This window comes from Oxalobacteraceae sp. CFBP 8761 (genome assembly GCA_014841595.1).
Taxonomy (GTDB): domain Bacteria; phylum Pseudomonadota; class Gammaproteobacteria; order Burkholderiales; family Burkholderiaceae_D; genus Telluria.
Genome location: JACYUE010000001.1, coordinates 1,770,892 through 1,794,303, shown reverse-complemented (window position 1 = coordinate 1,794,303; position 23,412 = coordinate 1,770,892). Strand labels below are relative to the sequence as shown.

General features: G+C 65.4%; 17 protein-coding genes. 9 read left to right on the top strand and 8 right to left on the bottom strand.

All coding sequences use genetic code 11. The features are described from left to right. The first annotated feature begins 90 nt into the window (after positions 1 to 90). Entirely contained in the window at positions 91 to 720 is a 630-nt protein-coding gene (locus IFU00_07940; protein ID MBD8542207.1) for a phosphohydrolase, read from the top strand. Positions 721 to 738: 18 nt separating this feature from the next. On the opposite strand, the gene IFU00_07935 is transcribed toward IFU00_07940, so the two are convergent. From IFU00_07935 to IFU00_07925, 3 genes are all read right to left on the bottom strand, one after another. Further along, positions 739 to 2,172, bottom strand: a complete 1,434-nt coding sequence (locus tag IFU00_07935; GenBank protein ID MBD8542206.1) for a sugar porter family MFS transporter — start codon at positions 2,170 to 2,172, stop codon at positions 739 to 741. A 524-nt stretch (positions 2,173 to 2,696) separates the two neighbouring features. After that, complete coding sequence (locus tag IFU00_07930) at positions 2,697 to 4,790, bottom strand: ATP-dependent helicase (protein MBD8542205.1); 2,094 nt, start codon at positions 4,788 to 4,790, stop codon at positions 2,697 to 2,699. A 326-nt stretch (positions 4,791 to 5,116) separates the two neighbouring features. Further along, positions 5,117 to 5,335: a hypothetical protein gene (locus IFU00_07925; protein MBD8542204.1), complete on the bottom strand. Its 219-nt coding sequence runs from the start codon at positions 5,333 to 5,335 to the stop codon at positions 5,117 to 5,119. 141 nt (positions 5,336 to 5,476) lie between these two features. Between IFU00_07925 and IFU00_07920 the strand changes: the two genes are divergently transcribed. The 4 genes from IFU00_07920 to IFU00_07905 all read left to right on the top strand — a co-directional run bounded on the left by IFU00_07920 (position 5,477) and on the right by IFU00_07905 (position 9,532). Beyond that, entirely contained in the window at positions 5,477 to 6,076 is a 600-nt protein-coding gene (locus IFU00_07920; GenBank protein ID MBD8542203.1) for a chromate transporter, read from the top strand. Then, the gene (locus IFU00_07915; protein MBD8542202.1) at positions 6,073 to 6,654 is read left to right on the top strand and encodes a chromate transporter; all 582 of its coding nucleotides are present in this window, start codon (positions 6,073 to 6,075) and stop codon (positions 6,652 to 6,654) included. The genes IFU00_07920 and IFU00_07915 overlap by 4 nt, the downstream gene beginning before the upstream one ends. A gap of 72 nt (positions 6,655 to 6,726) precedes the next feature. After that, positions 6,727 to 7,569: an S-formylglutathione hydrolase gene (gene fghA, locus IFU00_07910; protein ID MBD8542201.1), complete on the top strand. Its 843-nt coding sequence runs from the start codon at positions 6,727 to 6,729 to the stop codon at positions 7,567 to 7,569. A gap of 358 nt (positions 7,570 to 7,927) precedes the next feature. After that, a complete protein-coding gene (locus IFU00_07905; protein MBD8542200.1) occupies positions 7,928 to 9,532 on the top strand; it encodes a cache domain-containing protein in 1,605 nt (534 codons plus the stop codon). A gap of 29 nt (positions 9,533 to 9,561) precedes the next feature. Here IFU00_07905 and IFU00_07900 read toward each other — a convergent pair whose 3' ends face one another. Continuing rightward, positions 9,562 to 9,903 (bottom strand): hypothetical protein, encoded by a 342-nt coding sequence (locus IFU00_07900; GenBank protein ID MBD8542199.1) that lies wholly within the window; start codon positions 9,901 to 9,903, stop codon positions 9,562 to 9,564. Positions 9,904 to 10,429: 526 nt separating this feature from the next. On the opposite strand from IFU00_07900, the gene IFU00_07895 reads away from it, so the two are divergent. Next, complete coding sequence (locus tag IFU00_07895; GenBank protein ID MBD8542198.1) at positions 10,430 to 11,842, top strand: SRPBCC family protein; 1,413 nt, start codon at positions 10,430 to 10,432, stop codon at positions 11,840 to 11,842. A 101-nt stretch (positions 11,843 to 11,943) separates the two neighbouring features. Here IFU00_07895 and IFU00_07890 read toward each other — a convergent pair whose 3' ends face one another. Genes IFU00_07890 through IFU00_07875 form a run of 4 tightly spaced genes read right to left on the bottom strand, consistent with a single transcriptional unit; the run spans position 11,944 to position 16,733 of the window. Further along, positions 11,944 to 12,336: a RidA family protein gene (locus tag IFU00_07890; protein MBD8542197.1), complete on the bottom strand. Its 393-nt coding sequence runs from the start codon at positions 12,334 to 12,336 to the stop codon at positions 11,944 to 11,946. Between the two features lie 21 nt (positions 12,337 to 12,357). Further along, a complete protein-coding gene (locus IFU00_07885) occupies positions 12,358 to 13,527 on the bottom strand; it encodes an acyl-CoA dehydrogenase family protein (GenBank protein MBD8542196.1) in 1,170 nt (389 codons plus the stop codon). Then, positions 13,524 to 14,363, bottom strand: a complete 840-nt coding sequence (locus tag IFU00_07880; GenBank protein MBD8542195.1) for an enoyl-CoA hydratase family protein — start codon at positions 14,361 to 14,363, stop codon at positions 13,524 to 13,526. Before IFU00_07880 ends, IFU00_07885 begins: the two co-directional genes overlap by 4 nt. Before the next feature lie 39 nt (positions 14,364 to 14,402). Next, positions 14,403 to 16,733, bottom strand: coding sequence for a bifunctional salicylyl-CoA 5-hydroxylase/oxidoreductase (locus tag IFU00_07875; protein ID MBD8542194.1), 2,331 nt, complete (start codon positions 16,731 to 16,733; stop codon positions 14,403 to 14,405). A gap of 249 nt (positions 16,734 to 16,982) precedes the next feature. Between IFU00_07875 and IFU00_07870 the strand changes: the two genes are divergently transcribed. The 3 genes from IFU00_07870 (at position 16,983) to IFU00_07860 (ending at position 23,405) form a co-directional block, all read left to right on the top strand. Then, a complete protein-coding gene (locus IFU00_07870; protein ID MBD8542193.1) occupies positions 16,983 to 19,211 on the top strand; it encodes a response regulator in 2,229 nt (742 codons plus the stop codon). A 165-nt stretch (positions 19,212 to 19,376) separates the two neighbouring features. Continuing rightward, positions 19,377 to 21,695 carry an EAL domain-containing protein gene (locus IFU00_07865; GenBank protein MBD8542192.1) on the top strand — a complete coding sequence of 773 codons (2,319 nt, stop codon included), beginning with the start codon at positions 19,377 to 19,379 and terminating at the stop codon, positions 21,693 to 21,695. 63 nt (positions 21,696 to 21,758) lie between these two features. Continuing rightward, positions 21,759 to 23,405 carry a Na+/H+ antiporter gene (locus tag IFU00_07860; protein MBD8542191.1) on the top strand — a complete coding sequence of 549 codons (1,647 nt, stop codon included), beginning with the start codon at positions 21,759 to 21,761 and terminating at the stop codon, positions 23,403 to 23,405. Positions 23,406 to 23,412: the final 7 nt, after the last annotated feature.

Genomic DNA, 23,412 nt, shown 5'->3' with positions numbered 1-23,412 from the left:
GCCGGTGTGTAAAATCGCCACATGCACATACCATCTTCGCCGGCCCCCGAAGGCACCAGGCCGGACACCACGACGCGCGCCTGGGTCCGCATGCCGTCGGGCCGCCGCCTCGACCTGCTCGACCCCACCCCGTTCGACTGGGACGACGCCGACCTGGCGCTGGGCCTGGCCCGCACCTACCGCTGGGGCGGTCACTCGGCGTGGCCGCTGCCGCTGTCCGTCGCGCAGCATTCGATCAGCGTGATGCTGCTGCGGCGCGCGGCGATGCCCTCGTTGTCGCCGCTCGACGAACTGCGCGAATTGCTGCACGATGCCGAAGAAGGCTTGCTGGGATTCGATGCGATTTCGGTCATCAAGCCGTTTCTGGGCGACGCCTTTCGCGCCCTGACCCAGCGCCTGGAACACATGGTGTTTTTGCGCTACGGCCTGCCGGCCTGGGATGCGAAGTCGCACGCGGCGCACAAGAAAGCCGACCGGCTGGCCGCTGCCAGCGAAGCGGTCCATGTGGCAGGCTGGTCGGCTGAAGAGGTCCGGCGCACGCTGAAGATTCGCGCGGCGATCCTGCCTGAGGACCCGCTGGCGCGCTACTACGATTGCGCGCCATGGGAACCGTGGCCACCGGCGCTGGCCTGTGAGCGTTTTTTGCGCGAGCTCGAACGGCTCACGGAATCTGCCGCAACGTCGTCGATCACGCCGGCATCGATCAAGCCGGCGCCCTGAGGAGCGCCGGCCTCCCCTTTACGCTTTCGCGCGCGGGGTCAGTTCTTTTTCCAGAAACTTTTCCAGGCCTTCGAGGGAGCGACCGCGCGTTTCCGGCAGGCGCAGCGCAACAAAGATCAGCGAGCCGACATTGATGGCGGCGAACAGGAAGAACGTCGCACTGCCGAACTGCGCCAGCGCCAGCGGGAACAGCAAGGCGACGATCGCGTTGAAGATCCACTGGCACGCCACCGCAGTGCCGGTCAGCACGCCGCGCAGATGCATCGGGAACAGTTCGGACATCAACAGCCAGTACACGGGCGCGATCAGCATCTGCATGCACAGCAGGAAACACAGGATGCAGGCCAGTGCAGCGTAGCTGCGCGTGATGCCATCGGGCATCCACAGCAGCACGGCGCCCAGCGCAAACTGCATGACGACCACGCCGGTCAGGCCCGACATCAGCATCGAGCGGCGACCGTGCTTGCCGATCAGCCAGATACCGATGAATGTGGCGATCACGGCCACGACGCCATTGCCGATGGTCGCGGTCAGAGCTGCATTCGTGCCCAGGCCGGTCGATTGCAGGATGATCGGCGTGAAGTACATGAAGGCATTGACGCCCGTGAACTGCGCCATGAAGCCCAGGCCGATGCCGAGCCACAGCAGTTTCTTGATCCATGGCGTGCCCAGCACTGCAGACCAGCCGGCCTGCTCGTGTTCGATCTGGTTCAGCCTGGTCATGTCGGCCATCTCGGTCTCGATCTGCTTGTCGCTCGAGCGGATCTGCTGCAGCACGGCGCGCGCTTCGTCCATCCGGTTCTTGCTGGCCAGCCAGCGCGGCGACGGCGGCACGAACATCATCCCCACACCCAGCAGCAAGGCGGGCACGGCAGCGATGGCGAGCATGTAGCGCCAGACATCCGGCGAATTCGAATAATGCGCCAGCACCGCATTGAGCACATAGGCGATCAACTGGCCGGTCACGATCATCAGCTCGTTCTGCGTGACCAGTCTGGCACGCCTGCTGGGTCCAGCCATCTCGGCAATAAACACTGGCACGGTGGAGGACGCGCCACCCACGGCCAGGCCAAGCACGAAGCGCATCGCGACCATGACCTCGACCGATGGCGCGAGGGTCGTACCGAGCGCGCCGATCATGAACACCAGCGACAGCCAGATCAGCGTCATGCGACGACCGAATTTGTCCGACAGCGTGCCTGCCATCAGCGAACCCACGGCAGCGCCGAACACGAGCGCGGACGTCACGATGCCTTCGGTCAGCGGGGTCAAGCCGAGGCCGCCCTGCGATGGCGGCGCACTCATGAATGGCAGCGCGCCGGAAATCACACCGGTGTCGTAGCCGAACGCGAGCGCGCCCATCGTGGCAACGATGGCGACCTTGAAGACGAAGCGGCTTTCCTTGGTATCGGGCGGCGCTGGTGCGTCTGCCGGGGGGACTGCTGAAGACATACGGATCCTTTGTTGGACATGGACAGGACAGGGAAACAGCGGGCCCATTTCGTTACCGTCCGGACGACGGGAGCGTTGGCAAACGCACGGAGACGTTACCCATCACGGCATATTACTTGGCAAAGGATAAAGAACTGCAGATGACACGACTGTTCGATAACAAACATATTAGTGAATGTTTGCCACTGACAAAAAAACAACCATGTTGTCGATGTTGAACCCAGATCAGCTGTTAAGCCAAACATGCCGGGAGGCATTAATGAAAGCTAACTAGCTGATTTTGTTCATGGTTTTAGACTATCCACAAGAATTGTGGATAACTGTGTGGACAAGCGCCACTTGACAAGCCACAAAGCCAGACGGGATGCGGGTTTCAACAAATTGCCCGTTCGAGAGGCAAAATTTTGTTCCAATAAAATCAACCACTTGCACGTGCACCACATGGGAGCAACAAGTTTATATGCGGTCCACTCCTACAAAAGCATGACATGGGGGATAAGTGGCCAGCGTCGCGTGATTCGCCGTCATTTCCAGGCGCTGCGAGCCCGGTCACGCACGAGCATGCGGACGCTGTCAGGCATGGGCGTGCGCAGCTCGCGCTTGTCGGCGCTCAGCCACGCCGATTCTTCGAAATGCTTGAGCATGACAGGCGTGACAAAGCGCGAGCGCGTCGCATACACATGGCGGTCACCCATGTTGGATTGCTGCTTGATGAAGAAGCGATTCGGCACGATCAGGTGCAGGTTGTCGCGGGCCCGGGTCATGGCCACATACAATAAACGCCGCTCTTCCTCGATATCGTCCTGGTTGCCAGTGGCCATGTCCGACGGTATGCAACCGTCGACCACATTAAGCACATGCACCGATTTCCACTCTTGCCCTTTGCTCGAGTGAATCGTGGACAGGATCACGTAATCGTCGTCGAGCAGTGGCGGGCCGGCGCGGTCGCTGGTCGCTTCGGGCGGGTCGAGCGTGATCTCGGCCAGGAAACTCTCGCGGTTGGCATGGCCACCCGACAGGGCGACAAGCTGGTCGAGGTCGAGTGCGCGCACCTGGAAATCGTCGTGCAGACGCTCCAGGTGCGGCGCGTACCAGTCGCGCACCAGTTCCAGGTCTTGCGGCCAGCGCAGGCCAGGTGCGCGCAGGCGTGCATACAGCGCGCTGAATGCCTGCCACTCGACGCTGCTGCGCGCTGGCACAGGGAACGCCGCCAGCGTGGCGGTGACTTCGCTGCTCTCGCCCACCGCGTCCAGCACGCGGGTGGCAGTCGCCTGGCCGATCCCGGGGATCAGTTGCAGCACGCGAAACCCGGCCAGCCGCCCGCTCGGGTTCTGGGCAAAGCGCAGCAGCGCCAGCACATCCTTGATATGCGAGGCCTCCAGAAACTTCAGGCCGCCGAACTTGACGAACGGGACGTTGCGCCGCATGAGCTCGAGTTCGAGCGCGGCACTGTGGCTGGCCGCCCGAAACAGCACCGCCTGCGACTTGAGTGGCATACCTTCTTCGCGCTGCTCGAGGATACGGCTGCAGACCCAGCGCGCCTGCTCGGCTTCGTCGGGAATCAGGACCAGCTGCGGCTTGATGGCCGAGGCCTTGTCGGTCCAGAGGGTCTTGGCATGGCGTTCGAGCGCCGCGCCAATGACAGCGTTGGACGCGTCGAGGATCGGCTGCGTCGAGCGGTAATTGCGCTCGAGCGTGATCAGGTGCGCCGGTTGCGAGAACTGGCCCGCAAAATCGAGGATGTTGCGCACGGTGGCACCGCGAAATCCATAGATGGACTGGGCGTCGTCGCCGACCACCATCACACCCCTGCCATCGGGCTTCATGCCGGTGATGATCGCGGCCTGCAGGCGGTTGGTGTCCTGGTATTCGTCGACCAGGACGTGGTCGAACCAGCTGCCCAGCTCAGCCCCCAGCACGGGGTCGGCGGCCATCTCGGCCCAGAACAGCAGCAGGTCGTCGTAGTCGAGCACGTTCTGCTCCTGCTTGGCGTCGACATAGGCGCCAAACAGCGTCTTGAGCTGGGCTTCCCATTCGGCGCACCACGGGAAACAGGCTTGCAATACCTGATCCAGCGGATCGCGGCTGTTGACCACCCGCGAATAGATCGACAGGCAGGTGCCTTTCATGGGAAAGCGTTTTTCGGTGCGCGAAAGGCCGATTTCGTGACGCACCATGCCCATCAGGTCCTCGGCGTCGCCCCGGTCGTGGATCGTGAATTGCGGATCGAGCCCGATGCGCCCGGCAAATTCGCGCAGCAGGCGTGCACCGATGCTGTGGAAGGTGCCGGCCCAGGGCAGCGCCACCGGCGCCTGGGCCCGGGAAGCCGCGCCACGGCCAAGCAAACGGTGCAGGACGCCGCTGGCGCGCTGGCTCATCTCGCCGGCGGCGCGGCGCGAAAAGGTCAGCAGCAGGATGCGCTGCGGATCGGCGCCGGCCCCGATCAGGCGCGCCACGCGGTGCGCCAGCGTATTGGTCTTGCCCGAGCCAGCGCCAGCCACCACCAGCAGCGGACGCGGCGTGGCCACGCCGATGTCATGCTCGACCGCGGCGCGCTGCTCTGGATTCAGGCTGGCGAACGGGTCCTCAATGGCAGGCTCGGCGGTGGCGGTGGTCATGGTATGGCAGACGGAGAAAGCGATACTGTACATTTATCCAGTACCAAACCACAAGCGCTAAATCGCCCGTCCGCGCGCCCTGCCCACGCCTGACATCGGGCGCGAATTACCGTCCCAGCGCCAGGCCATGGAAAAATAAACTGTTTTGGATATCCACAAAGTCTGTGAATAACTATGTGGAAAAGCGGGGGCTTGACACGCTGAACATGGCCTGCGGGGCGGCTTTCAACAATTTGCCTATTGGGAAGGCAACGACGGTGACAACTGCAAAATAGCCCCTGACAAAGGTGCCGGCACCCTTGACAGCGCGCGTACCCCTGTGCGGATTACGCCAGTGCGCGGCGCCGTTCGGGCTCGAGCAAAACGCGCTCGATGACCTTCGGCCGCACACCGTTGGACTTCAGGTATTCGACCGCCGGGACGACGCCGAGTTCGCACAAGGTGGCAATGCCACGCGTGACGACATCGCGCTGGTCGGCATTCGATCGCAACTCGGACACGCTGGCAGCGCGTGGATGGATGTCTTGCGCGTGCAGTGATTTCATCGCTGAACTCCGGTGATGGTGGATGCGTCATGCACCACGATTATTGGCGAAGTAAATCCAAAGTCAATGGCAAACCTGTATCAGTTCGCAAATACCATGTCATGCCGAGCGCGAGCACGGCGCAACAGCGATAATAACGGGATGAGCCCCTCACCCCTTCCCTCTCCAAGCGCGCCGCCCGCCGCAGCGCACCCGGTGCCGGCCTCGTGCACCGACCTGTTCGTCTCGTTCACGCTGATCGCCCTGCAGGGCTTCGGCGGTGTGCTGGCCGTGATCCAGCGCGAAATGGTCGAGCGCAAACGTTGGCTGAGCAATGAAGAATTCATCGAGGAATGGTCGGTCGCGCAAATCCTGCCCGGGCCGAACGTGTGCAACCTGGCGCTGATGATCGGTCAGCGCCATTTCGGCCTGGCCGGCGCGATGAGCGCACTGGCCGGCTTGCTGGCGGCGCCACTGGTCGTCGTGCTGGCGCTGGCGCTGGTGTACGCCCGCTTCGCCGATGTGCCACAGGTCCAGGGCGCGCTGCGCGGCATGGCGGCCGTCGCCGCTGGCCTGGTGGCGGCCACCGGCCTGAAGATGTCGGCCGCATTGGGCAAGAACGTGCTGCCGCTCATCGTCTGCGTACTCATCGCTGCGGTCGCCTTCGTGCTGCTGGCCTGGGTGCGGGTGCCGCTGGCGGCCGTCGTATTGGGACTTGGCGGCCTGGGCTGCGTACTGGCCTGGCGCAGGCTCTCCCCATGAGCGCGCCGCAACTCGTCTTCACCTGGCACGACTGGGTCAGCCTGTTCACGCACTTTCTGGGGTTGTCGCTGATGTCGCTCGGCGGCGCGATCTCGACCACGTCCGAAATGCAGCGCTATCTGGTCGAGCGCCAGGGCTGGCTGACGCCCGCACAGTTCGGCGACTCGGTCGCGCTGGCACAATCGTCGCCCGGGCCGAACGTGCTGTTCGTGGCGCTGCTGGGCTGGAACGTGGGCCTGAACAACGGCAGCACGATGGCCGCGCTCTGCGGCGTGCTCATCGCGATGATCGGCATCATGCTGCCGTCGACCGTGTTTACGTATCAGGTCGCGCAGTGGGCGCATCGCAATCGTGGACGGCGGGCCGTACGCGCCTTCAAGCAGGGCATGGCCCCGCTCGTCATTGCGATGCTGCTGTCGACCGCCTGGCTGCTGGCCTCGGGCGGCGCCACCGGTCCGGACCACTGGCCACTGTGGCTGCTGTCGGCGGCCAGCTGCATCATTATCTGGCGCACCCGTCTGCACCTGCTGTGGATGCTGGCGGCCGGCGCCGCGCTCGGTGCGCTTGGACTGCTGTAGTTGGCATGTAGTTGGCATGCCTTCGCAGGACGCGGCATACTGGCCGCATCTTTCACTGTCCCCCACATGACGATGTCCGAACTCCTGAACCAACATGCCTGCTTCGGCGGCGAGCAGCGTTTCTACCAGCACGATTCCAGCGCCATCGGCTTGCCGATGAAGTTTTCGGTGTACCTGCCACCCGAGGCCAGCGGCAAGAAGCTGCCGGTGCTGTTCTACCTGGCCGGTCTGACCTGTACCGAAGAAACGTTCATGACCAAGGCGGGCGCGCAGCGCGTGGCGAGCGAACTGGGCATCATCCTGGTGGCGCCCGACACCAGCCCGCGCGGCGCGAACGTACCGGGCGAGACCGACAGCTGGGACTTCGGCGTTGGCGCCGGCTTTTACCTCGACGCCACCGAAGCGCCATGGTCGACCCATTACCGCATGCACAGCTACCTGCTCGAACTGCACGCGCTGGTGCTGGATCTGCTGCCGGCCGATCCGGCGCGCGTGGGCATCTTTGGCCACTCGATGGGCGGCCACGGCGCGCTGGTCATGGCACTGCGCCACCCTGAGCTGTTCCACTCGGTGTCGGCGTTTGCACCGATCGCCGCGCCAAGCCGCTGCCCATGGGGCGTGAAAGCCTTCGGCGGTTACCTGGGCCCGGATGAAAGCACCTGGCAGCAATACGACGCCAGCGCGCTGATGGCGCAGCAAGAGACGGCGCCGTTCCCGGACGGTATCCTGATTGACCAGGGCCTGGGCGACAAGTTCCTGCCCGAGCAGTTGCGGCCGGAAGCCTTCGAAGGCGCCTGCGCCCGCATCGGCCAGCCGCTCACGCTGCGCCGCCAGCCGGGCTATGACCATGGCTACTACTTCATCTCGACGTTCGTCGAAGACCATCTGCGTTTCCACGCACGTCAGCTCGGCTGATAGCGTACGGCTTCAGTCCGCCTGAAGCCGATTTCCCGCGTTCGGTATGAAGACTCTGGCCGAAGCAGCATGCCACGGCTGATTGCTGTCTGATAACTGCAACAAACATCCCGGTTCATCAGGCGATCATGCAGAGCGCGTGAATTACGCCGCCCATAAAGTTTCCCACAGGATACAATGGTTGCACAAATGTCCATGTGCATCACGGCCCTCGCGCGTATTGCGTCCTGTCGCCACGATACAAGCCGGTCTTCAATCCGCCCACGTCATTGTTCACGATCTTCAGACGTTGTGAACGCATTCGGCTCGCCACGATGCCCCCTTCCCTTTTTCAGTACCCAGAGAACGTCAACACACGATGAAACTAAGCTTCCGCGCCAAACTTTACCTGCCCCTTATCCTCAGTTGGCTATGCCTGTCGGCGATGGCAATTTTTCATGTTTATGAAAGCAACGTCCAGCGCCTGGAAGAACGCAAGGTCGCCCTGAGATTTGCGACCGATGTCGGCATGTCCACCGTCAAGGAATACGCGGAATTGGCGTCATCTGGAGCAATGCCCGTCGCCGAAGCGCAGCAGCAAGCCTTGAAGCGGCTCAAGTCCATGCGGTACGGGAAGGATGGCTATTACACGGTCGTCGATTCGGCCCCGACAATGCTGATGCACCCGGTCAAGGCAGAGCTGATCGGCAAGGATCTCAGCGACTTCAAGGACACCAATGGCACCTATTTGTACCGTGACGTGGCGGCCATTGCCAAAGGCAGCGGAGAAGGCTGGATAGAATATGTCTGGCCCAAGCCAGGCCACCCGGACCAGCAGCAGGTGTTCCCGAAAGGTGCCTACGTGCTCACCTACAAGCCGTGGGACTGGACCTTCATGACGGGGCTGTACCTCGATGACCTGCACGACGCGTTCATTGGCGACATATGGCGCGCAGTCGTCTTCCTCGCCATTTGCGGGGTGGTTCTCAGCACGATTGTCTTGCTGGTACTGCGCAATATCACGCGTTCGATCCGCCAGGCGGTCAGTGCAGCAGACGCCGTGGCCGGCGGCGACCTGACCCATCACATCACGATCGATGGCAAGGACGAGATCGCGCAACTGATGTCGTCGCTCGCGAGAATGCAGGAAGGCCTCGCCAACGTGGTAAGCGAAGTACGCCAGGGCACGGACGCGATCGCCGCCGCTTCATCGCAGATCGCGCAAGGCAATCTGGATCTGTCGGCGCGTACCGAGCAGCAGGTCGCTTCGCTCGACAAAACCACCGCGTCGATGGAAACATTGGCCGGCACCGTGCGCGAAAACGGTAACCATGCGCGCCAGGCGAACACACTGGCGTTGTCGGCGTCCGATGTGGCAACCCACGGCGGCACGATCGTCTCTCAGGTGGTGGTGACGATGGCGTCGATCAATGCCTCATCGACCAAGATCGTCGACATCATCAGCGTCATCGATGGCATCGCCTTCCAGACCAACATCCTGGCATTGAACGCTGCTGTTGAAGCAGCGCGGGCGGGTGAACAGGGTCGCGGCTTTGCTGTCGTTGCCGCTGAAGTGCGCAACCTGGCCCAGCGCTCGGCGGCAGCGGCCAGGGACGTCAAGACGCTCATTGGGGATTCGGTTGCGAAGGTCGAGGCAGGCAGCAAACTGGTCGGCGAAGCCGGCAGCACGATGGATGACATTGTCGCGAGCGTCAAACGCGTAACGGATATCATCGCGGAAATCGCGGATGCCGGACAAGCGCAGCAGGTGGAGCTGCAACAGATCAACGACACGATTCTCGAGATGGACAGCACGATGCAGCAAAACGCCGCGCTGGTCGAAGAAGCAGCATCGGCGTCCGCCTCGCTGCACACGCAGGCACACAATCTGACCGGTGCTGTGAGCCTGTTCAAACTGACGGCAAGCCAGCTTCGCCCGGGCACGGCGCCCCGCCTTGTATTGACGTCACGCGCCGGTCACTGATCTTTCGCCTTCCCTGGCGTGATGCGGTGTTAGAAGGTGCTGCTGGCCGCGCCATGGGCCGGATCGACGTCGATCCCGCCATGGTGCTCCAGAATGGCAGCAGCCCGTTCGAGCTGGAAGGCTTCGGCAACGGTGACCGTCATCATGCACAGATCGCCGCGGACGGCAGGCTTGAAGACATCCTCGTAATCGGTGCCGCCTTTGACAGCGGGCGAGTCGCCCACATAGAAATTGCTTTCAGCAGGACCTGCTTCGTCGGTGGTGACATTGACATTGATGCCGTCGCCGTCGAAGCCCTCGGCCAGCAAGCCATTGCGGGCTGCCTCGGCCGCTTCGAAGTTGGGCAACATGCGAACGATATGGTGATTCATGTTATCTCCTTGTTTCATTGGCAACCACCGTATCAGAATCCCGTGGTACGCGGCGCAGGCCACCCGAAGTCCTTGAACACGCCCGTCGCCAAGGCTGACCCCGGTCAATTGCCATGCGGCAAACGAACGCCGGGAACGCGAAACCGTGGTGTATGCTAAATGCAATGCACGCAGATACCTGCGCGGCTTCACCAAATCAGCGGCGTCGTGGACGTGGTGACATGGGTGAAGCTCGAGAACGGCGTACTGCTACTGATCCTGCAAAAAGCAGGCTGACAAAGCACGTCGTCTGACCATCTACTGCGCATCGGGTTCGGCTCGAATCGCGTGATGGTTCGCCGGAACGCACTGCAACGCATGACAGCGAAGCGGTGCGTTTTTTTATGTGTGCAAGCGACGCGGCAAAGCGACGCTGCAAAGCACGATGAATAGTCAGTAACAGACCAGTGATGGGCCGGCTATGCCGTGGCACCGCCTGGCGACCAGGTCCAGCACGACACAGTACAACTAACCGAGAGGAGTCGACATGAACGAATCGAACGATCAGGGAAACAACGCAGGTAAATGGATTGGCGCCGCAGTGGCTGGCGCCCTGCTGATGTATGCATTCGACCCAGACCGCGGCCCGAAACGCCGTGCACGCGCCAAGGGCGCACTGCGCGACGCGCGTCACCGCGGCGCCGACAAACTCGAGCACGCGCTGCATACTGCCGGCGAGCGCTTCGACTCGGCGCGCGAGCGTGCCGAATCGGTCTACCTGCGCGCCGGCGCGCGCCTGGCCGGCGCCGCCCACGCTGCCGGTGACCGCCTGGCCGAGGCATCGCACGAAACGCGCGACCGCCTCGAACGCGCGCGCGGCCGCCTGGCCGAAGCATCGTACGATGCACGCGACCGCGCCTCGCACGCTGCGGACTATGCCCGTGACCGCGTATCGCATGCTGCCGACACGGCGCGTGACCGCGTGTCGCAAGCTGCCGACACGGCCCGCACCGCCGCCGCCCGCGCCGCCGACGATGCACGTGACTACGCCGACGACGTCCGCTCGCGCGCGCACCACGTCGCCAACGACGCACGTGACCGCGCCAACTACGCTGCCGACAAGGCGCGCAGCAGCGCCAGTGACGCTGCCGACAAGGCCCGCAGCAACGCCGATGACGCTGCCGACCGCGCACGCGAACGCGCCGACATCGCCCGTGAAAACCTGGCACATGCCGCGCACAGCGCCGGTAACGGGGCCCGTGCCCGCGCCAACGACGTGGGTAACCAGGTACGCGAATGGACCGATCACCTGACGCAGGCCTTCGGCTCGCGCGGCCCGACGCTGACCAACTCGGCGCTGCTGGGCACCAGCGCGCTGAGCATCGTCGGCCTGGCGCGCCGTTCGCCGGCCGTCGCCCTGCTGGGCCTGGGCGCGCTGGCAGTGCTGCTGCGCAGTGACCGTGGCCGCAACCTGGTCGACTCGCTGCGTCACCGCGGCGAAGCAAGCCGGGTCGAAGTCGAGAACAGCGTCTTCATCGATGCATCGCCACGTGAAGTGTTCGATGCGTGGGCCGACGTGGAAAACTTCCCGCGCTTCATGTCGCACGTGACCGAAGTGCGTGACCTCGGCCACCGCCGTTCGCACTGGGTCGTGCGCGGCCCGGCCGGCATGGAATACGCATGGAACGCGGTCATGACCGAGCAATCGCGTCCGGATCGCCTGTCGTGGCGCAGCGAGCCGGGTTCGGAAATCGAACAGGACGGCAGCGTCACGTTCGAGTCGGTCAATGGCGGCACGCGTGCGACGGTGCGCATCAGCTACGCACCACCAGCGGGCGCGCTGGGCCACGGCGTGGCACGCATGCTGGGCGTCGATCCGCAGCGTCAGATGGATGACGACCTGGCGGAGATGAAAGCGTTCATCGAACGCGGTGGTGCGCGTGGCGCAGGCCGCCGCTAACCCGTCCCGGCCCCTGCGTTGCCGCGCAAAACGATAAACGGCAAGGCGGTGCAAGACCATGAATGGCCCCCAAGCGGGGCCATTCGTTCGTCTGGCAGCGTTCAATCCGGAATGATCGCAGTGACCTCGATCTCCACCCGCGCGCGGTCTTCCATCAGGCCCGCCACCTGCACCGCCGTCATCGCCGGATAATGGCGGCCGATGACGTCGCGGTAGGCTGCGCCCAGTGCCGGCCCGGCATCGAGATATTCGCGCTTGTCGAGCACATACCATGTCATGCGTACGATGTGTTCCGGGCCGGCGCCGGCTTCGCGCAGCACGGCCACGATATTGGCAAGCGCCTGGCGCGACTGCCCGACGAAATCATCCGTCTCGAACCGGCCTGCCGGCGTCCAGCCAACCATCCCGCTGACATGCACCTGCCGGCCGCGCGCGACGACGCCATTGGCGTAGCCTTTCGGACGCGGCCAACCAGGCGGCTGCAAGAATTTCATTAAATCTCCCGACATGCGGCCTCAGTGTTGCGGCGCGAGCAGTTCGCGCGCGATGATCAGGAGCTGCACTTCGCTGGCTCCCTCGTAGATGCGCAGCGCGCGGATCTCGCGGTACAGGCCTTCGACGACCTGGCCCCGTTGCACGCCCTGCCCGCCAAACAGCTGCACCGCGCCGTCGATCACGCGCTGCGCCGATTCGGTTGCGGCCAGCTTGGCCATTGCCGCTTCTTTTGTGACGCGCTTGCCGCTGTCGCGCAGCCACGCCGCGCGGTAAGTCAGCAGCGCGGCGGCGTCGATCTCCAGCGCCATCTGCGCCAGTCGGGCCTGCGTGAGCTGGAAGTCGGCCAGCAGCTTGCCGAACATGGGGCGCGCCTGCGCATGCGCCAGTGCTTCGGCCATGGCGCGCCGCGCGAAGCCCAATGCCGCTGCCGCCACCGACGTGCGAAACACGTCGAGGGTGGCCATCGCCACCTTGAAGCCGTCGCCCTCGCCGCCAACCAGGCAACCGGCCGGCACCCGGCAACCGTTGAAGCAGAGGCGCGCCAGCGGATGCGGCGCGATCACATTGATGCGCTCGGCGACCTCGAGGCCCGGTGTGGCCGCATCGACGATGAAGGCCGAGATGCCGCACGCGCTGCGTTCGACCGCATCGCCCGTGCGTGCGAACACGACGTAGAAGTCGGCGATGCCGCCATTCGAGATCCAGGTTTTTTCGCCATCGAGCACCCAGGCATCGCCGTCGCGGCGCGCCGCACATTGCAGCGCCGCGACGTCGGAGCCGGCGGCAGGCTCGGACAGCGCAAAGGCGGCGATCGCGCTGCCGTCGGCCACACGCGGCAGCCAGTGTTGACGCTGCGCAGCGCTGCCGAACAGCGAGATCGCCCCGCTGCCCAGGCCCTGCATCGCGAACGCAAAATCGGCCAGCCCGGCGTGGCGCGCAAGGATTTCGCGGATCAGGCAAATGGCGCGGGTGTCGATGGCGGCCTGTGCGCCGCCATGCTCGACGCCAGCCACGGCGTGGCGCAGCCAGCCGCCCTGTCCCAGCCTCGTGACCAGCGCGCGGCAGACGGCGTCGACATCGGTTCCGTGCGCATCGGCCAGATTCGCCGCGGCCCAGGCGTCGAGCTCACGCGCCAGCACGCCATGGTGCGCATCGAAAAATGGCCAGTCGAGGACATCGGGTTCCATCAGTTGCCCTCGAACTGCGGCCGCTGTTTGCCCACGAACGCCTGGTAGGCGCGCTGGAAATCCTGCGTCATCATGCAGATGGCCTGAGCCTGTGCCTCGGCCTCGATGGCTTCGTCCACGCCCATATTCCATTCCTGCTGCAGCATTTTCTTGGTCATGCCGTGCGCGAACGTCGGGCCGGCCGCCAGCTGCGCGGCAAACGCCTGCGCCTCGGCGAGGACGTCGCCCGGTGCGCACAAGCGATTGAAGAAGCCCCAGCGCTCGCCCTCTTCGCCATCCATCGAGCGGCCGGTGTACAGCAATTCGGCCGCGCGGCCCTGGCCGATCACGCGCGGCAGCAAGGCGCAGGCGCCCATGTCGCAGCCGGCCAGGCCCACGCGCGTAAATAGAAAGGCGGTGCGGCTGCGCGCCGTGGCATAGCGGATGTCCGAGGCCAGCGCCAGGATGGCACCGGCGCCGGCGCATACCCCATCCACCGCCGCGACGATCGGTTGCGGACAGGCGCGCATCGCTTTCACGAGGTCCCCCGTCATGCGGGTGAAGGCCAGCAGGCCCGGCATGTCCAGTTGCGTCAGCGGTCCGATGATCTCGTGCACGTCGCCGCCCGAACAGAAATTTTCGCCCGCGCCGGTGAGCACGACCGCCTTGACGTCGTCGGCATATGCCAGCGCGCGAAACAGGTCACGCAGCTCGGCGTAGGCGGCGAACGTGAGCGGATTCTTGCGCTCGGGCCGGTCGAGCGTCACGGTTGCTACCCGCGTCGCCGGGTCAAGCACCAAGCCGACGTGCTGCGCCACGTAGCCGGTCAGCCCCGTTGGATTGCCCGCTAGATCATGCATGCCTGCTCCTGATGACGCGTTGAAAAATGGACGAACCGGTCACGTGTTTGGCCGCCCGCGCGCCAGATTGCGCTCGAGTTGCTGCTTGCCAGGGACGTACTGGCGCGGCCACGCGGCGCCAGTGTAGCCGATGCGCGCCGCCTCGCTCAGCGTCCACGCGGGATTGGCCAGGTGCGGGCGCCCCACCGCGCACAGATCAGCGCGGCCGGCGGCGATGATGCTGTTGACGTGGTCGGCCTCGCTGATACCACCGACGGCGATCGTCGCGATGTCTGCCTCGTTGCGGATGCGGTCCGAAAACGGCGTCTGGTACATGCGGCCATACACGGGTTGCTCGGCCTTGCTCACCTGCCCGGACGAGCAGTCGATCATGTCGGCGCCGGCGGCGCGAAACAGGCGCGCGATCTCGACGGCGTCCATCGGGGTGATCCCGCCATCGACCCAGTCATGGCTTGAGATGCGCACGCTGATCGGCAGGTGCGCCGGCCAGGCCGCGCGCACGGCGGCAAACACGCGCAGTGGAAAGCGGCAGCGGTTCTCAAGACTGCCACCGTAAGCATCAGGGCGCTGGTTGGTCAGCGGCGAGATGAAACCCGAGAGCAGGTAACCGTGCGCGCAATGCAGTTCGAGCCAGTCGAAGCCTGCCTCGCTGGCGGCCAACGTGGCGCGCACGAAATCGGCTTCGATCTGCGCCATGTCGGCCTCGCTTGCCTGGCGCGCCACCTGCGACACGCCGGCCAGGTATTGCTGGGGCGACGCCGCCACGAGCGGCCAGTTGCCGTGCGCGAGCGGCTGGTCGATCCCTTCCCACATCGGCCGGGTTGAGCCCTTGGCACCCGCGTGCCCCAGCTGGATGCCAATTTTCGCGTCGCTTGCCGCATGCACGAAGTCGACGATGCGGGCCCAGGCCTGCGTGTGTTCGGGCAGGTACAGCCCGGGGCAGCGCGGCGTGATGCGCGCGTCGGCCGACACGCAGGTCATTTCGGCCAGAACAAGGCCGGCCCCACCCAGCGCGCGTGCGCCGAGATGGGTCAGGTGAAAGTCGCCCGCCACGCCATCGACGCACGCGTACTGCGCCATCGGCGAGACGACCACGCGGTTCTTGAGCAGCACGTCGCGCACCCGCAGTGGCGTAAACATCGGCGGCGTGGACACCGCTGGCGCGGCCACGCCGGCCTGCGCTGCCGCCTGAACGGCAAAGCGGCGTTCGAAACCTTGTATATAGGCGGGGTCGCGCAGGCGCAGGTTTTCGTGCGACAGGCGCTGGCTGCGCGTGAGCAGCGAGTAGGCGAAACCATCGACCGGCATGGCACTGTAGCGGGCCACATTCTCGAACCACTCGGTCGAATTGCGCGCCGCGCTTTGCAGCTTGCTCACGTCGATCACGCGCGCTGCCTGATAGCGCGCCAGCGCGGCCTCGATGCCGTCGCCCGGCTCGGCCGGCAGTTCGGCAGCCAGCGCAATGGCGTCTTCCAGCGCCAGTTTGGTGCCCGAGCCGATGGAGAAATGCGCCGTGTGCGCGGCGTCGCCCAGCAACACCAGCGGCACGCGCCGGCCATCGACGTCAAGCGCACCCACCCACTCGCGGCAGATCAAACGCGCAAAGCGGTGCCACATGGCGGCGCCGCCACGGCTGGCCTGCGTCAGGAGCGGCGCGCCGCCAAGAACACGGGCAAACAGGCGCTCGCAAAACGCCAGCGTGCTTGCTGCGTCCATGTCGGCCAGGCCGCTGGCGCGCCAGGTCGACTCCAGCGTCTCGACGATGAAGGTCGCATTCTGGTCATCGTATTGATATGCGTGGGCCTGAAACCAGCCATGTTCGGTCGCTTCAAAGGCGAACGTGAACGCGGCGAAGTGGCGCCGGGTGCCAAGCCACACGTAGCGGCATCGCCCCTCCTGAATGTCAGGCTGGAACACGGCGGCATGGCGCGTGCGGATCGCGCTGTGCACGCCGTCGGCAGCCACCACCAGATCGGCGTCATGGCGGCGCGCCAGCGCCACCTCGTCCGTCACGTCGGTATCGAACACGAGCGCCACGCCGGCTTCTTTGCAGCGCGCCTGCAGGATGCCGAGCAGGCGCTTGCGCGCGATGCCGCAAAAACCATGGCCATGCGAAGTGACGGTGGCGCCGCCGATCTGCACGTCGATTGCATCCCAGCGGTTGAACGCGCCCTCGATGGCGTGCGCGCTGGGCGCGTCGGCCAGCGCCAGATTGCCCAGCGTCTGGTCCGAAAACACGACGCCCCAGCCGAACGTGTCGCCGGGCTGGTTGCGCTCGACGACCGTGACGGTGCGCCTCGGGTCGCGCAGTTTCATGAGCAGACCGGCGTACAGACCGGCCGGCCCGCCACCGACGCAGACGATGTTCATGGTCTCTCCTGGTACTGGCAAGCGTCTATCTTACCTGCGCCGATGCTTGACATGTCAACCAGGCGTCGCGCACACGCGACTGATTCGCTGTGGATAAGCCAATTTTTAGTACAATCAGGAAACGTTACGCCTGTATTCCCGCCATTTTCGGCGGGTCCTATCGATCAATCGTTCGCCACACATGTTCCACATCGCCCGCACATTCGCGCTGTCCACCGTCACCACCACGCCGCAACCGGCGCCGCAGCGATGAGCAAGTCATCCGGACGTTTTCGCCTTAACAGCCTGCGCAGCAGGCTGATGCTGCTGGTGCTGCTGGCCATCACGCCGATCGCCATCGTCACCGTGCTGGGGGGCCTGCGCGAACGCGAAGCCGCGATCCGCGCGACCGAAGACAACCTCAAACGCCTGACGGCGCTGGCCGCGGCGAATGAAGCGCAGTCGATCGACCGCGCGCGCCAGATCCTGGTCGACCTGGCCAGCGTGCCGGACCTGATGGGCGACACGGCTGGCTGCAATGCACTGCTGGCCAATGTCCTCGACCGCAACGAACTGTATGTCAATTTCGGCCTCATCCAGCTCAATGGCGACGTCAGCTGCAGCGCGGTGCCGATGGTGCACCCGGTGAACCTGGGTGATCGCAGCCACTTCAAGCGCGCCGTGGCCGAACGCCGCTTCATCGCCGGCGACTATGTGTTCGGGCGTGTGATCCGCCGTCACACGATCAACCTGACCTATCCCGTCACCGACCGCGACGGCAAGGTAGTGGCGGTGGTGTTTGCCGCAATGGACCTGGCGGGCCTGGACACCTTCGTCAACGACATCAGCCTGCCGGCCGGTTCGATCCTCGAGACGGCCGATGCCACCGGCAAGCTGATTTCACGCCGCCCCGATCCCGAGCAATGGTTCGGCAAACGTGTGCCCGCCCCGCTGTTTGCGGCGATGCGCGGCCCGCATGACAGCGCCCGCGTGATCCAGGGCGAGGATGGCGTCGAGCGCCTGCACGCATTTGCGCGCGTCGGGCCGCCGACGCTGTCCGATTACACGGTGACGATCGGCGTGCCGACCGAAACCATCACGCGCGTGGCGCGGGAGGCGCAGCTGATGTCGCTGCTCGGCCTGGGCCTGACGACCATCCTGGCCCTGCTGGCGGCCTGGCTGGCGGGCGACAAGCTGATTGTCCGGCGCGTGCGCAAGCTGATGACGGTGGCGCGCCGGATCGCCGCCGGCGAACTCGATGCCCGCACCGGCATCGGGTCGAACAGCGAGGAAATCGGCCGGCTGGCCGCGGCCCTGGACGAGATGGCCGAGCACCTGCAGCAAAAAGAAGCCCAGCGCAGCCTGGCCGAGCGCGAACTGCGCGCGGCCGACCAGCGCAAGGACGAATTTCTCGCGATGCTGGCGCACGAACTGCGCAACCCGCTCGCGCCGATCAGCACCGGCGCCCATCTGCTCAAGCTGCTGCATTCGGACAATGCGCAGATCACGCAGACCTGCGCGATCATCGCGCGCCAAGTCGAGCACATGACGAGCCTGGTCGACGACCTGCTGGACGTCTCGCGCGTGACGCGCGGGCTGGTGACGCTGTCGACCCAGATCCTCGACCTGCGCAAGGTGGTCGACGACGCGGCCGAGCAGATTCGCCCGCTGATGCTGGCCCGCCGCCACAAGGTGGTACTCGACATGCCGCCGCAACCGGCAAACGTCAAGGGCGACCACAAGCGCCTGGTGCAGGTCGTCGCCAACCTGCTGGGCAACGCGACCAAGTACACGCCCGAGGGCGGCCACATCACCCTGCAGCTGGCGCAGCAGGGCGAGACGTGGATCATCGACGTGACCGACGACGGCATCGGCATGGATGCACGTCTCGTCGAGCGCGTGTTCGATCTGTTCACCCAGGCCGAGCGCACGCCGGACCGGTCGCAGGGGGGCCTGGGACTGGGCCTGGCGCTGGCCCGCAGCCTCGTCGAACTGCATGGCGGCAGCGTCGGCGCAATGAGTGCCGGTCCGGGCCTGGGCAGCACGTTCACGGTGCGCCTGCCGTGCTATGCCCAAGCGATCCCGGCCGGGCCGGCCGCAGCGCCGCTGGCCAGCAGCGCCAGCGCCGTCGGCCCCTTGCGCATCCTCGTGGTGGACGACAATCTCGACGCCGCCCAGACGCTGAGCCTGTTTTTGCGCGCAAGTGGGCACACGGTGGAAGTGGTCTACTGCGCGCTGGATGCAATCGACGTCGCCGCCGTGTTTGCCCCACAGGTCTGCCTGCTCGACATCGGACTGCCTGACATCGACGGCAACGAACTGGCGCGGCGCCTGCGTGCCTTGCCCGGGATGGAGAACGCCATGCTCATCGCGGCGACCGGTTATGGCCGCCAGCAAGACCGCGAACAGGCCCGCCAGGCCGGGTTCGACCACTATCTGGTGAAGCCGCTCAACACGCTGCAACTGAGCGATATCCTCGTGCAGGCCGGCGCTCACTGAGGCCGGCACCGCAACTGAACCGCGATCGGGCATGGTCGCGTTTCATTGGCGCAACAGCCTGGCAGATATTGCGTGACAGGTAACATTGCCCCTGCATAGAATTTGCTTCGATAAATATACTATGCTCCGGAGAAATTCCGTGCGGCGTGCCGAACAGGATGCTTCATGCCAATTCCTCCAGATGACATCGCGCAATGGCGCATCAAGGTGTTTACCACCATCCTGCCGATCGTCGTGGCGCTGGGATTTGTCGCCGCCCTTCCCAGCATCCCGCTGCTCATCAGCAAGGGCAAATGGCCGGTCATTGTCATGGACGTGGTGGCGCTGGCATGGCTGCTGGCCATCTGGCGCTTCGACCGCGTGTCGCACACGGCACGCGTTCTCAATTTCATTGCGATGCTGTTCCTGGTGTCCGTCGGCCTGCTGTTTTCAGTGGGGCCGGTTGGCCTGGTGTACCTGACAGCCCTGCCCGCAATGGCCGTCATCCTGCTCGGCATGCGCCAGGCCCTCATCATCCTGGCCCTGGGCGCTGCCTGCGTCCTGCTGCTTGGCGTGAACGGCAAGGTGCACCTGTATGTCCCCGGTCTGGAGCAGAATGGCCTGGCATCGGCAATCGTCGTCGTCATCAACTTCTGCTGCGTCGGCGCATTGATCACGATCACCAGCGGTACCCTGCTCAAGGGACTGGCACAATCGCTCCTCGAAGCGCGCACCGCTGCCGCCGGTCTGGAAGCGGGCCAGTTGCGCCTGCACGCCGTCAACGACGAACTGCGCCTGACGGCAGCCGCAGTCGCGCGCCTGAACGACATGGTCATGATCGCGCGCATGGTCGACGTGCCCGGCGCCGAGCAGCCGATCATTTTTGCCAACGACGCCCTGCTGCGCCACACCGGCTACACCCGCGAAGAAATCATCGGGCGCAGCGTACGCATGCTCGAAGGACCGGACACTGACCAGGAGACGGTCAGGCGTGTCATCACGGCCGTGATGCACAAGGAAGCCGCCAGTGCCGAAATGGTCCTGTACACGAAACATGGCACGCCGTACTGGGTAGAGGCCGAGATGGTGCCGTTCTCCGGCGACAACGGCGCGATCACGCACTGGCTGATTGTCAGCCGCGACGTGACGGAGCGGCGCAACGCCGCCGACGCGATCCACCGCCTTGCGTTCTACGACGTGCTGACCGGCCTGCCGAACCGGCGCCTGCTGATGGAGCGGCTCGACATGGCGGTGGCCAGGGCCCGCACGGGCGGGTCGATGGCTGCCGTGCTGTACGTCGACATCGACAACTTCAAGACCGTCAACGATGCACGCGGCCACGCCATTGGCGACCAGTTGCTCAAGATTGTGGCCGATCGCCTGGTGGCGATGACGGGCGACGACGGCTGCGTGGCACGCCTGGGCGGGGACGAATTCGTCGTCCTGCTCGACGCGCTGGGACAGCATGCGGGCCGGGCCACCGACCGCGCGCTGGCCGTGGCCGAGCGGATCCGGGCTGCGCTGGCCGACAAGATCGTCATCGACGCCCAGCGTTACTACGCCACCAGCAGCATCGGCGTCGCGCTCACCGCATCCGCCAACGCGCAGCAGACCGTGCACGACCTGCTGCGCGAGGCCGACACCGCGATGTACCACGCGAAGTCGCGCGGCCGCAATGGCGTGGCGCTGTTCGAACCGGGCATGCTGTCCGACGCCGAAGGCCGCCTGACGCTCGAGCGCGATCTGGGCCAGGCGCTCGAGAACGGCGAACTGTCGCTGCACCTGCAGCTGCAGGTCGACGGCGCACGCGTGCCGAGCGGCGCCGAACTGCTGATGCGCTGGCGCCGCAAGGACGGCAGCAGCGTGCCGCCCGACGTCTTCATCCCGGTGGCCGAATCGAGTGGCCTGATCGTGGCGCTGGGCGACTGGGTGCTGCGCGAAGCGTGCCTGGCCTGGCACGTGCTGGACCGCGCCGGCCACCGCTTCCCGCTGTCGGTCAACGTCAGCCCGATGCAGTTCCGCCAGCACGACTTCGTCACGCGGGTCGAAGCGATCCTGCACGAGACGGGCGTGCCGCCCGGCCAGCTGATCTTCGAGATCACCGAAGGCTTGCTGGTCGATCGCCTCGACCAGACCATCGAGCGGATGCATGCGCTGGCCGCTCTCGGGATCCGCATCTCGATCGACGATTTCGGTACCGGCTATTCGAGCCTGTCGTACCTGACCCGGATGCCGCTGTACGAACTGAAGATCGACAAGAGCTTCATCCGCGACACCCCGCACGACAAGAACGGCACCGCCATCGTGCAATCGATCCTGGCGATGGCCGGCCACTTGGGCCTGCGCGTCGTGGCCGAAGGCGTCGAGACGTCGGCCCAGGCCGAGTACCTGGCCGCGCACGGCAACGCCTGCATGCAGGGCTACCTGTTCCACCGGCCAATGCCGCTCGAGGCGTTGCTGGCCGAACTGCAGGCTGCGCCCCAGGCCAGTTTGTCCGCTGCCTGATCAACAGCGTCGTCACGGGCGGCGCCAATCCCTTATCATCTTGTCTTGAACAGGGAGATGTTGATGGATGAAGTGGGAATTGTGCTGGCCATGCTGCTGGCGGTGGTGGCCAGCGGCTACCTGGTGCGCATGCTGCCGTTCGCGGTGCCGCTGCCGCTGATGCAGATCGCGCTCGGTGCGGCCATTGCCGGTAGCACCGGCCACGGCGTGCGGCTCGAACCGCATATCTTCTTCCTCGTGTTCCTGCCGCCGCTGCTGTTTCTCGACGGCTGGCGCATCCCCAAGATCGGGCTGTTCCGCGACCGCTCCACGATCCTCGAACTGGCCCTGGGCCTGGTACTGTTTACGGTGCTGGGCGCGGGCTTCCTGATCCACTGGCTGATTCCGTCGCTGCCGCTGGCCGTGTGCTTCGCGCTGGCTGCCATCCTTGCCCCCACCGACCCGGTCGCGGTGTCATCGATCGCCGCGCGCGTGCCGATCCCCCCGCGCCTGATGCACATCCTCGAGGGCGAATCGCTGCTGAACGACGCCAGTGGCCTGGTGTGCTTCCGCTTCGCCGTGGCCGCTGCCCTGACCGGCACCTTTTCGCTGGGCGAAGCCACGCTCACCTTCCTGTGGGTCGCGCTGGCGGGTGTGGCCATTGGCGTGGGCATCACGGTGGGCGTGAGCTGGGCCCAGCGCCAGCTGGCCGCGCGCATCGGCGAAGAAAGCGGCTCGCCGATCCTGATCAACCTGCTGCTGCCGTTCGGCGCCTATCTGGCAGCCGAGCATCTGGGCGCCTCGGGCATCCTGGCAGCAGTAGCGGCGGGCGTGACGATGAGCTACGTTGAATTGAGCGGGCGCGCGGCCGCCACGACGCGCGTGCGGCGCGCGGTGGTGTGGGACACGGTGCAGTTCGCGCTCAACGGCATCATGTTCGTGCTGCTGGGCGAGCAGCTCCCCAATATTCTCGAGGCAGCGCTGGTCGCACCCGAGCTGCCGCGTGCAAACGATGTCTGGTGGCTGGCCACCAACGCGCTGGCCATCAGCTTCGGCCTGATCCTGCTGCGCTTCGTCTGGGTCTGGGTTTCGCTGCGCCTGACGCTGCTCAACGCCCGGCGCCAGAAGCTGCCGGAGTACCGTCCGAACCCGCGCCTGATCCTGGCCACCTCGCTGGCCGGCGTGCGCGGCGCGATCACGCTGGCCGGCGTGCTCACGCTGCCGCTGGCAATGCCGGGCGGTGCGCCGTTCCCTGGCCGCGACCTGGTGATTTTTCTGGCCAGCGCCGTGATCGTCGTCTCGCTGGTGCTGGCCAGTGTCGGGCTGCCGCGCGTGCTGCGCGGCCTCGAACTGCCGCACGATTCAGCGCATGAAAGCGAAGAAGCGCGTGCGCGCCATGCCGCCGCGCTGGCCGCACTCGAAGCCATCGCCAATGCACCGCCACCGCCACCCACCTCGGGCTGCGATGCGCAGGGCGCGGTGGAGATGCATGCGAGCGCGGTCGACCAGGTGCGCAGCCTGTACCAGTACCGGCTCGATGGCGGCAACGGCAACGATGTCGATCCGGCACATGCACGCGCCGCCGAAAGCGCCGAGCGCCATTACCGCCTGGCCGCGCTGGAGCACGAACGCGCCGTCCTGCTGCGCATGGCGCGCAATAACACCTTGTCGGACGAAGTGGCGCGCAAGCTGCTGCGCGAGATCGATCTGGTCGAAGCCCGCTACCGCTGAACCGGGT

Bases quoted from the DNA above. Each gene is read 5' to 3' on its own strand.
- IFU00_07925 (MBD8542204.1), bottom strand. From the start codon at position 5,335: ATGAAATCACTGCACGCGCAAGACATCCATCCACGCGCTGCCAGCGTG.
- IFU00_07905 (MBD8542200.1), top strand. From the start codon at position 7,928: ATGAAACTAAGCTTCCGCGCCAAACTTTACCTGCCCCTTATCCTCAGT.
- IFU00_07900 (MBD8542199.1), bottom strand. From the start codon at position 9,903: ATGAATCACCATATCGTTCGCATGTTGCCCAACTTCGAAGCGGCCGAG.
- IFU00_07915 (MBD8542202.1), top strand. From the start codon at position 6,073: ATGAGCGCGCCGCAACTCGTCTTCACCTGGCACGACTGGGTCAGCCTG.
- IFU00_07890 (MBD8542197.1), bottom strand. From the start codon at position 12,336: ATGAAATTCTTGCAGCCGCCTGGTTGGCCGCGTCCGAAAGGCTACGCC.
- IFU00_07875 (MBD8542194.1), bottom strand. From the start codon at position 16,733: ATGAACATCGTCTGCGTCGGTGGCGGGCCGGCCGGTCTGTACGCCGGT.
- IFU00_07870 (MBD8542193.1), top strand. From the start codon at position 16,983: ATGAGCAAGTCATCCGGACGTTTTCGCCTTAACAGCCTGCGCAGCAGG.
- IFU00_07940 (MBD8542207.1), top strand. From the start codon at position 91: ATGCCGTCGGGCCGCCGCCTCGACCTGCTCGACCCCACCCCGTTCGAC.
- IFU00_07865 (MBD8542192.1), top strand. From the start codon at position 19,377: ATGCCAATTCCTCCAGATGACATCGCGCAATGGCGCATCAAGGTGTTT.
- IFU00_07930 (MBD8542205.1), bottom strand. From the start codon at position 4,790: ATGACCACCGCCACCGCCGAGCCTGCCATTGAGGACCCGTTCGCCAGC.
- IFU00_07935 (MBD8542206.1), bottom strand. From the start codon at position 2,172: ATGTCTTCAGCAGTCCCCCCGGCAGACGCACCAGCGCCGCCCGATACC.
- IFU00_07895 (MBD8542198.1), top strand. From the start codon at position 10,430: ATGAACGAATCGAACGATCAGGGAAACAACGCAGGTAAATGGATTGGC.
- IFU00_07860 (MBD8542191.1), top strand. From the start codon at position 21,759: ATGGATGAAGTGGGAATTGTGCTGGCCATGCTGCTGGCGGTGGTGGCC.
- fghA (MBD8542201.1), top strand. From the start codon at position 6,727: ATGTCCGAACTCCTGAACCAACATGCCTGCTTCGGCGGCGAGCAGCGT.
- IFU00_07920 (MBD8542203.1), top strand. From the start codon at position 5,477: ATGAGCCCCTCACCCCTTCCCTCTCCAAGCGCGCCGCCCGCCGCAGCG.
- IFU00_07880 (MBD8542195.1), bottom strand. From the start codon at position 14,363: ATGCATGATCTAGCGGGCAATCCAACGGGGCTGACCGGCTACGTGGCG.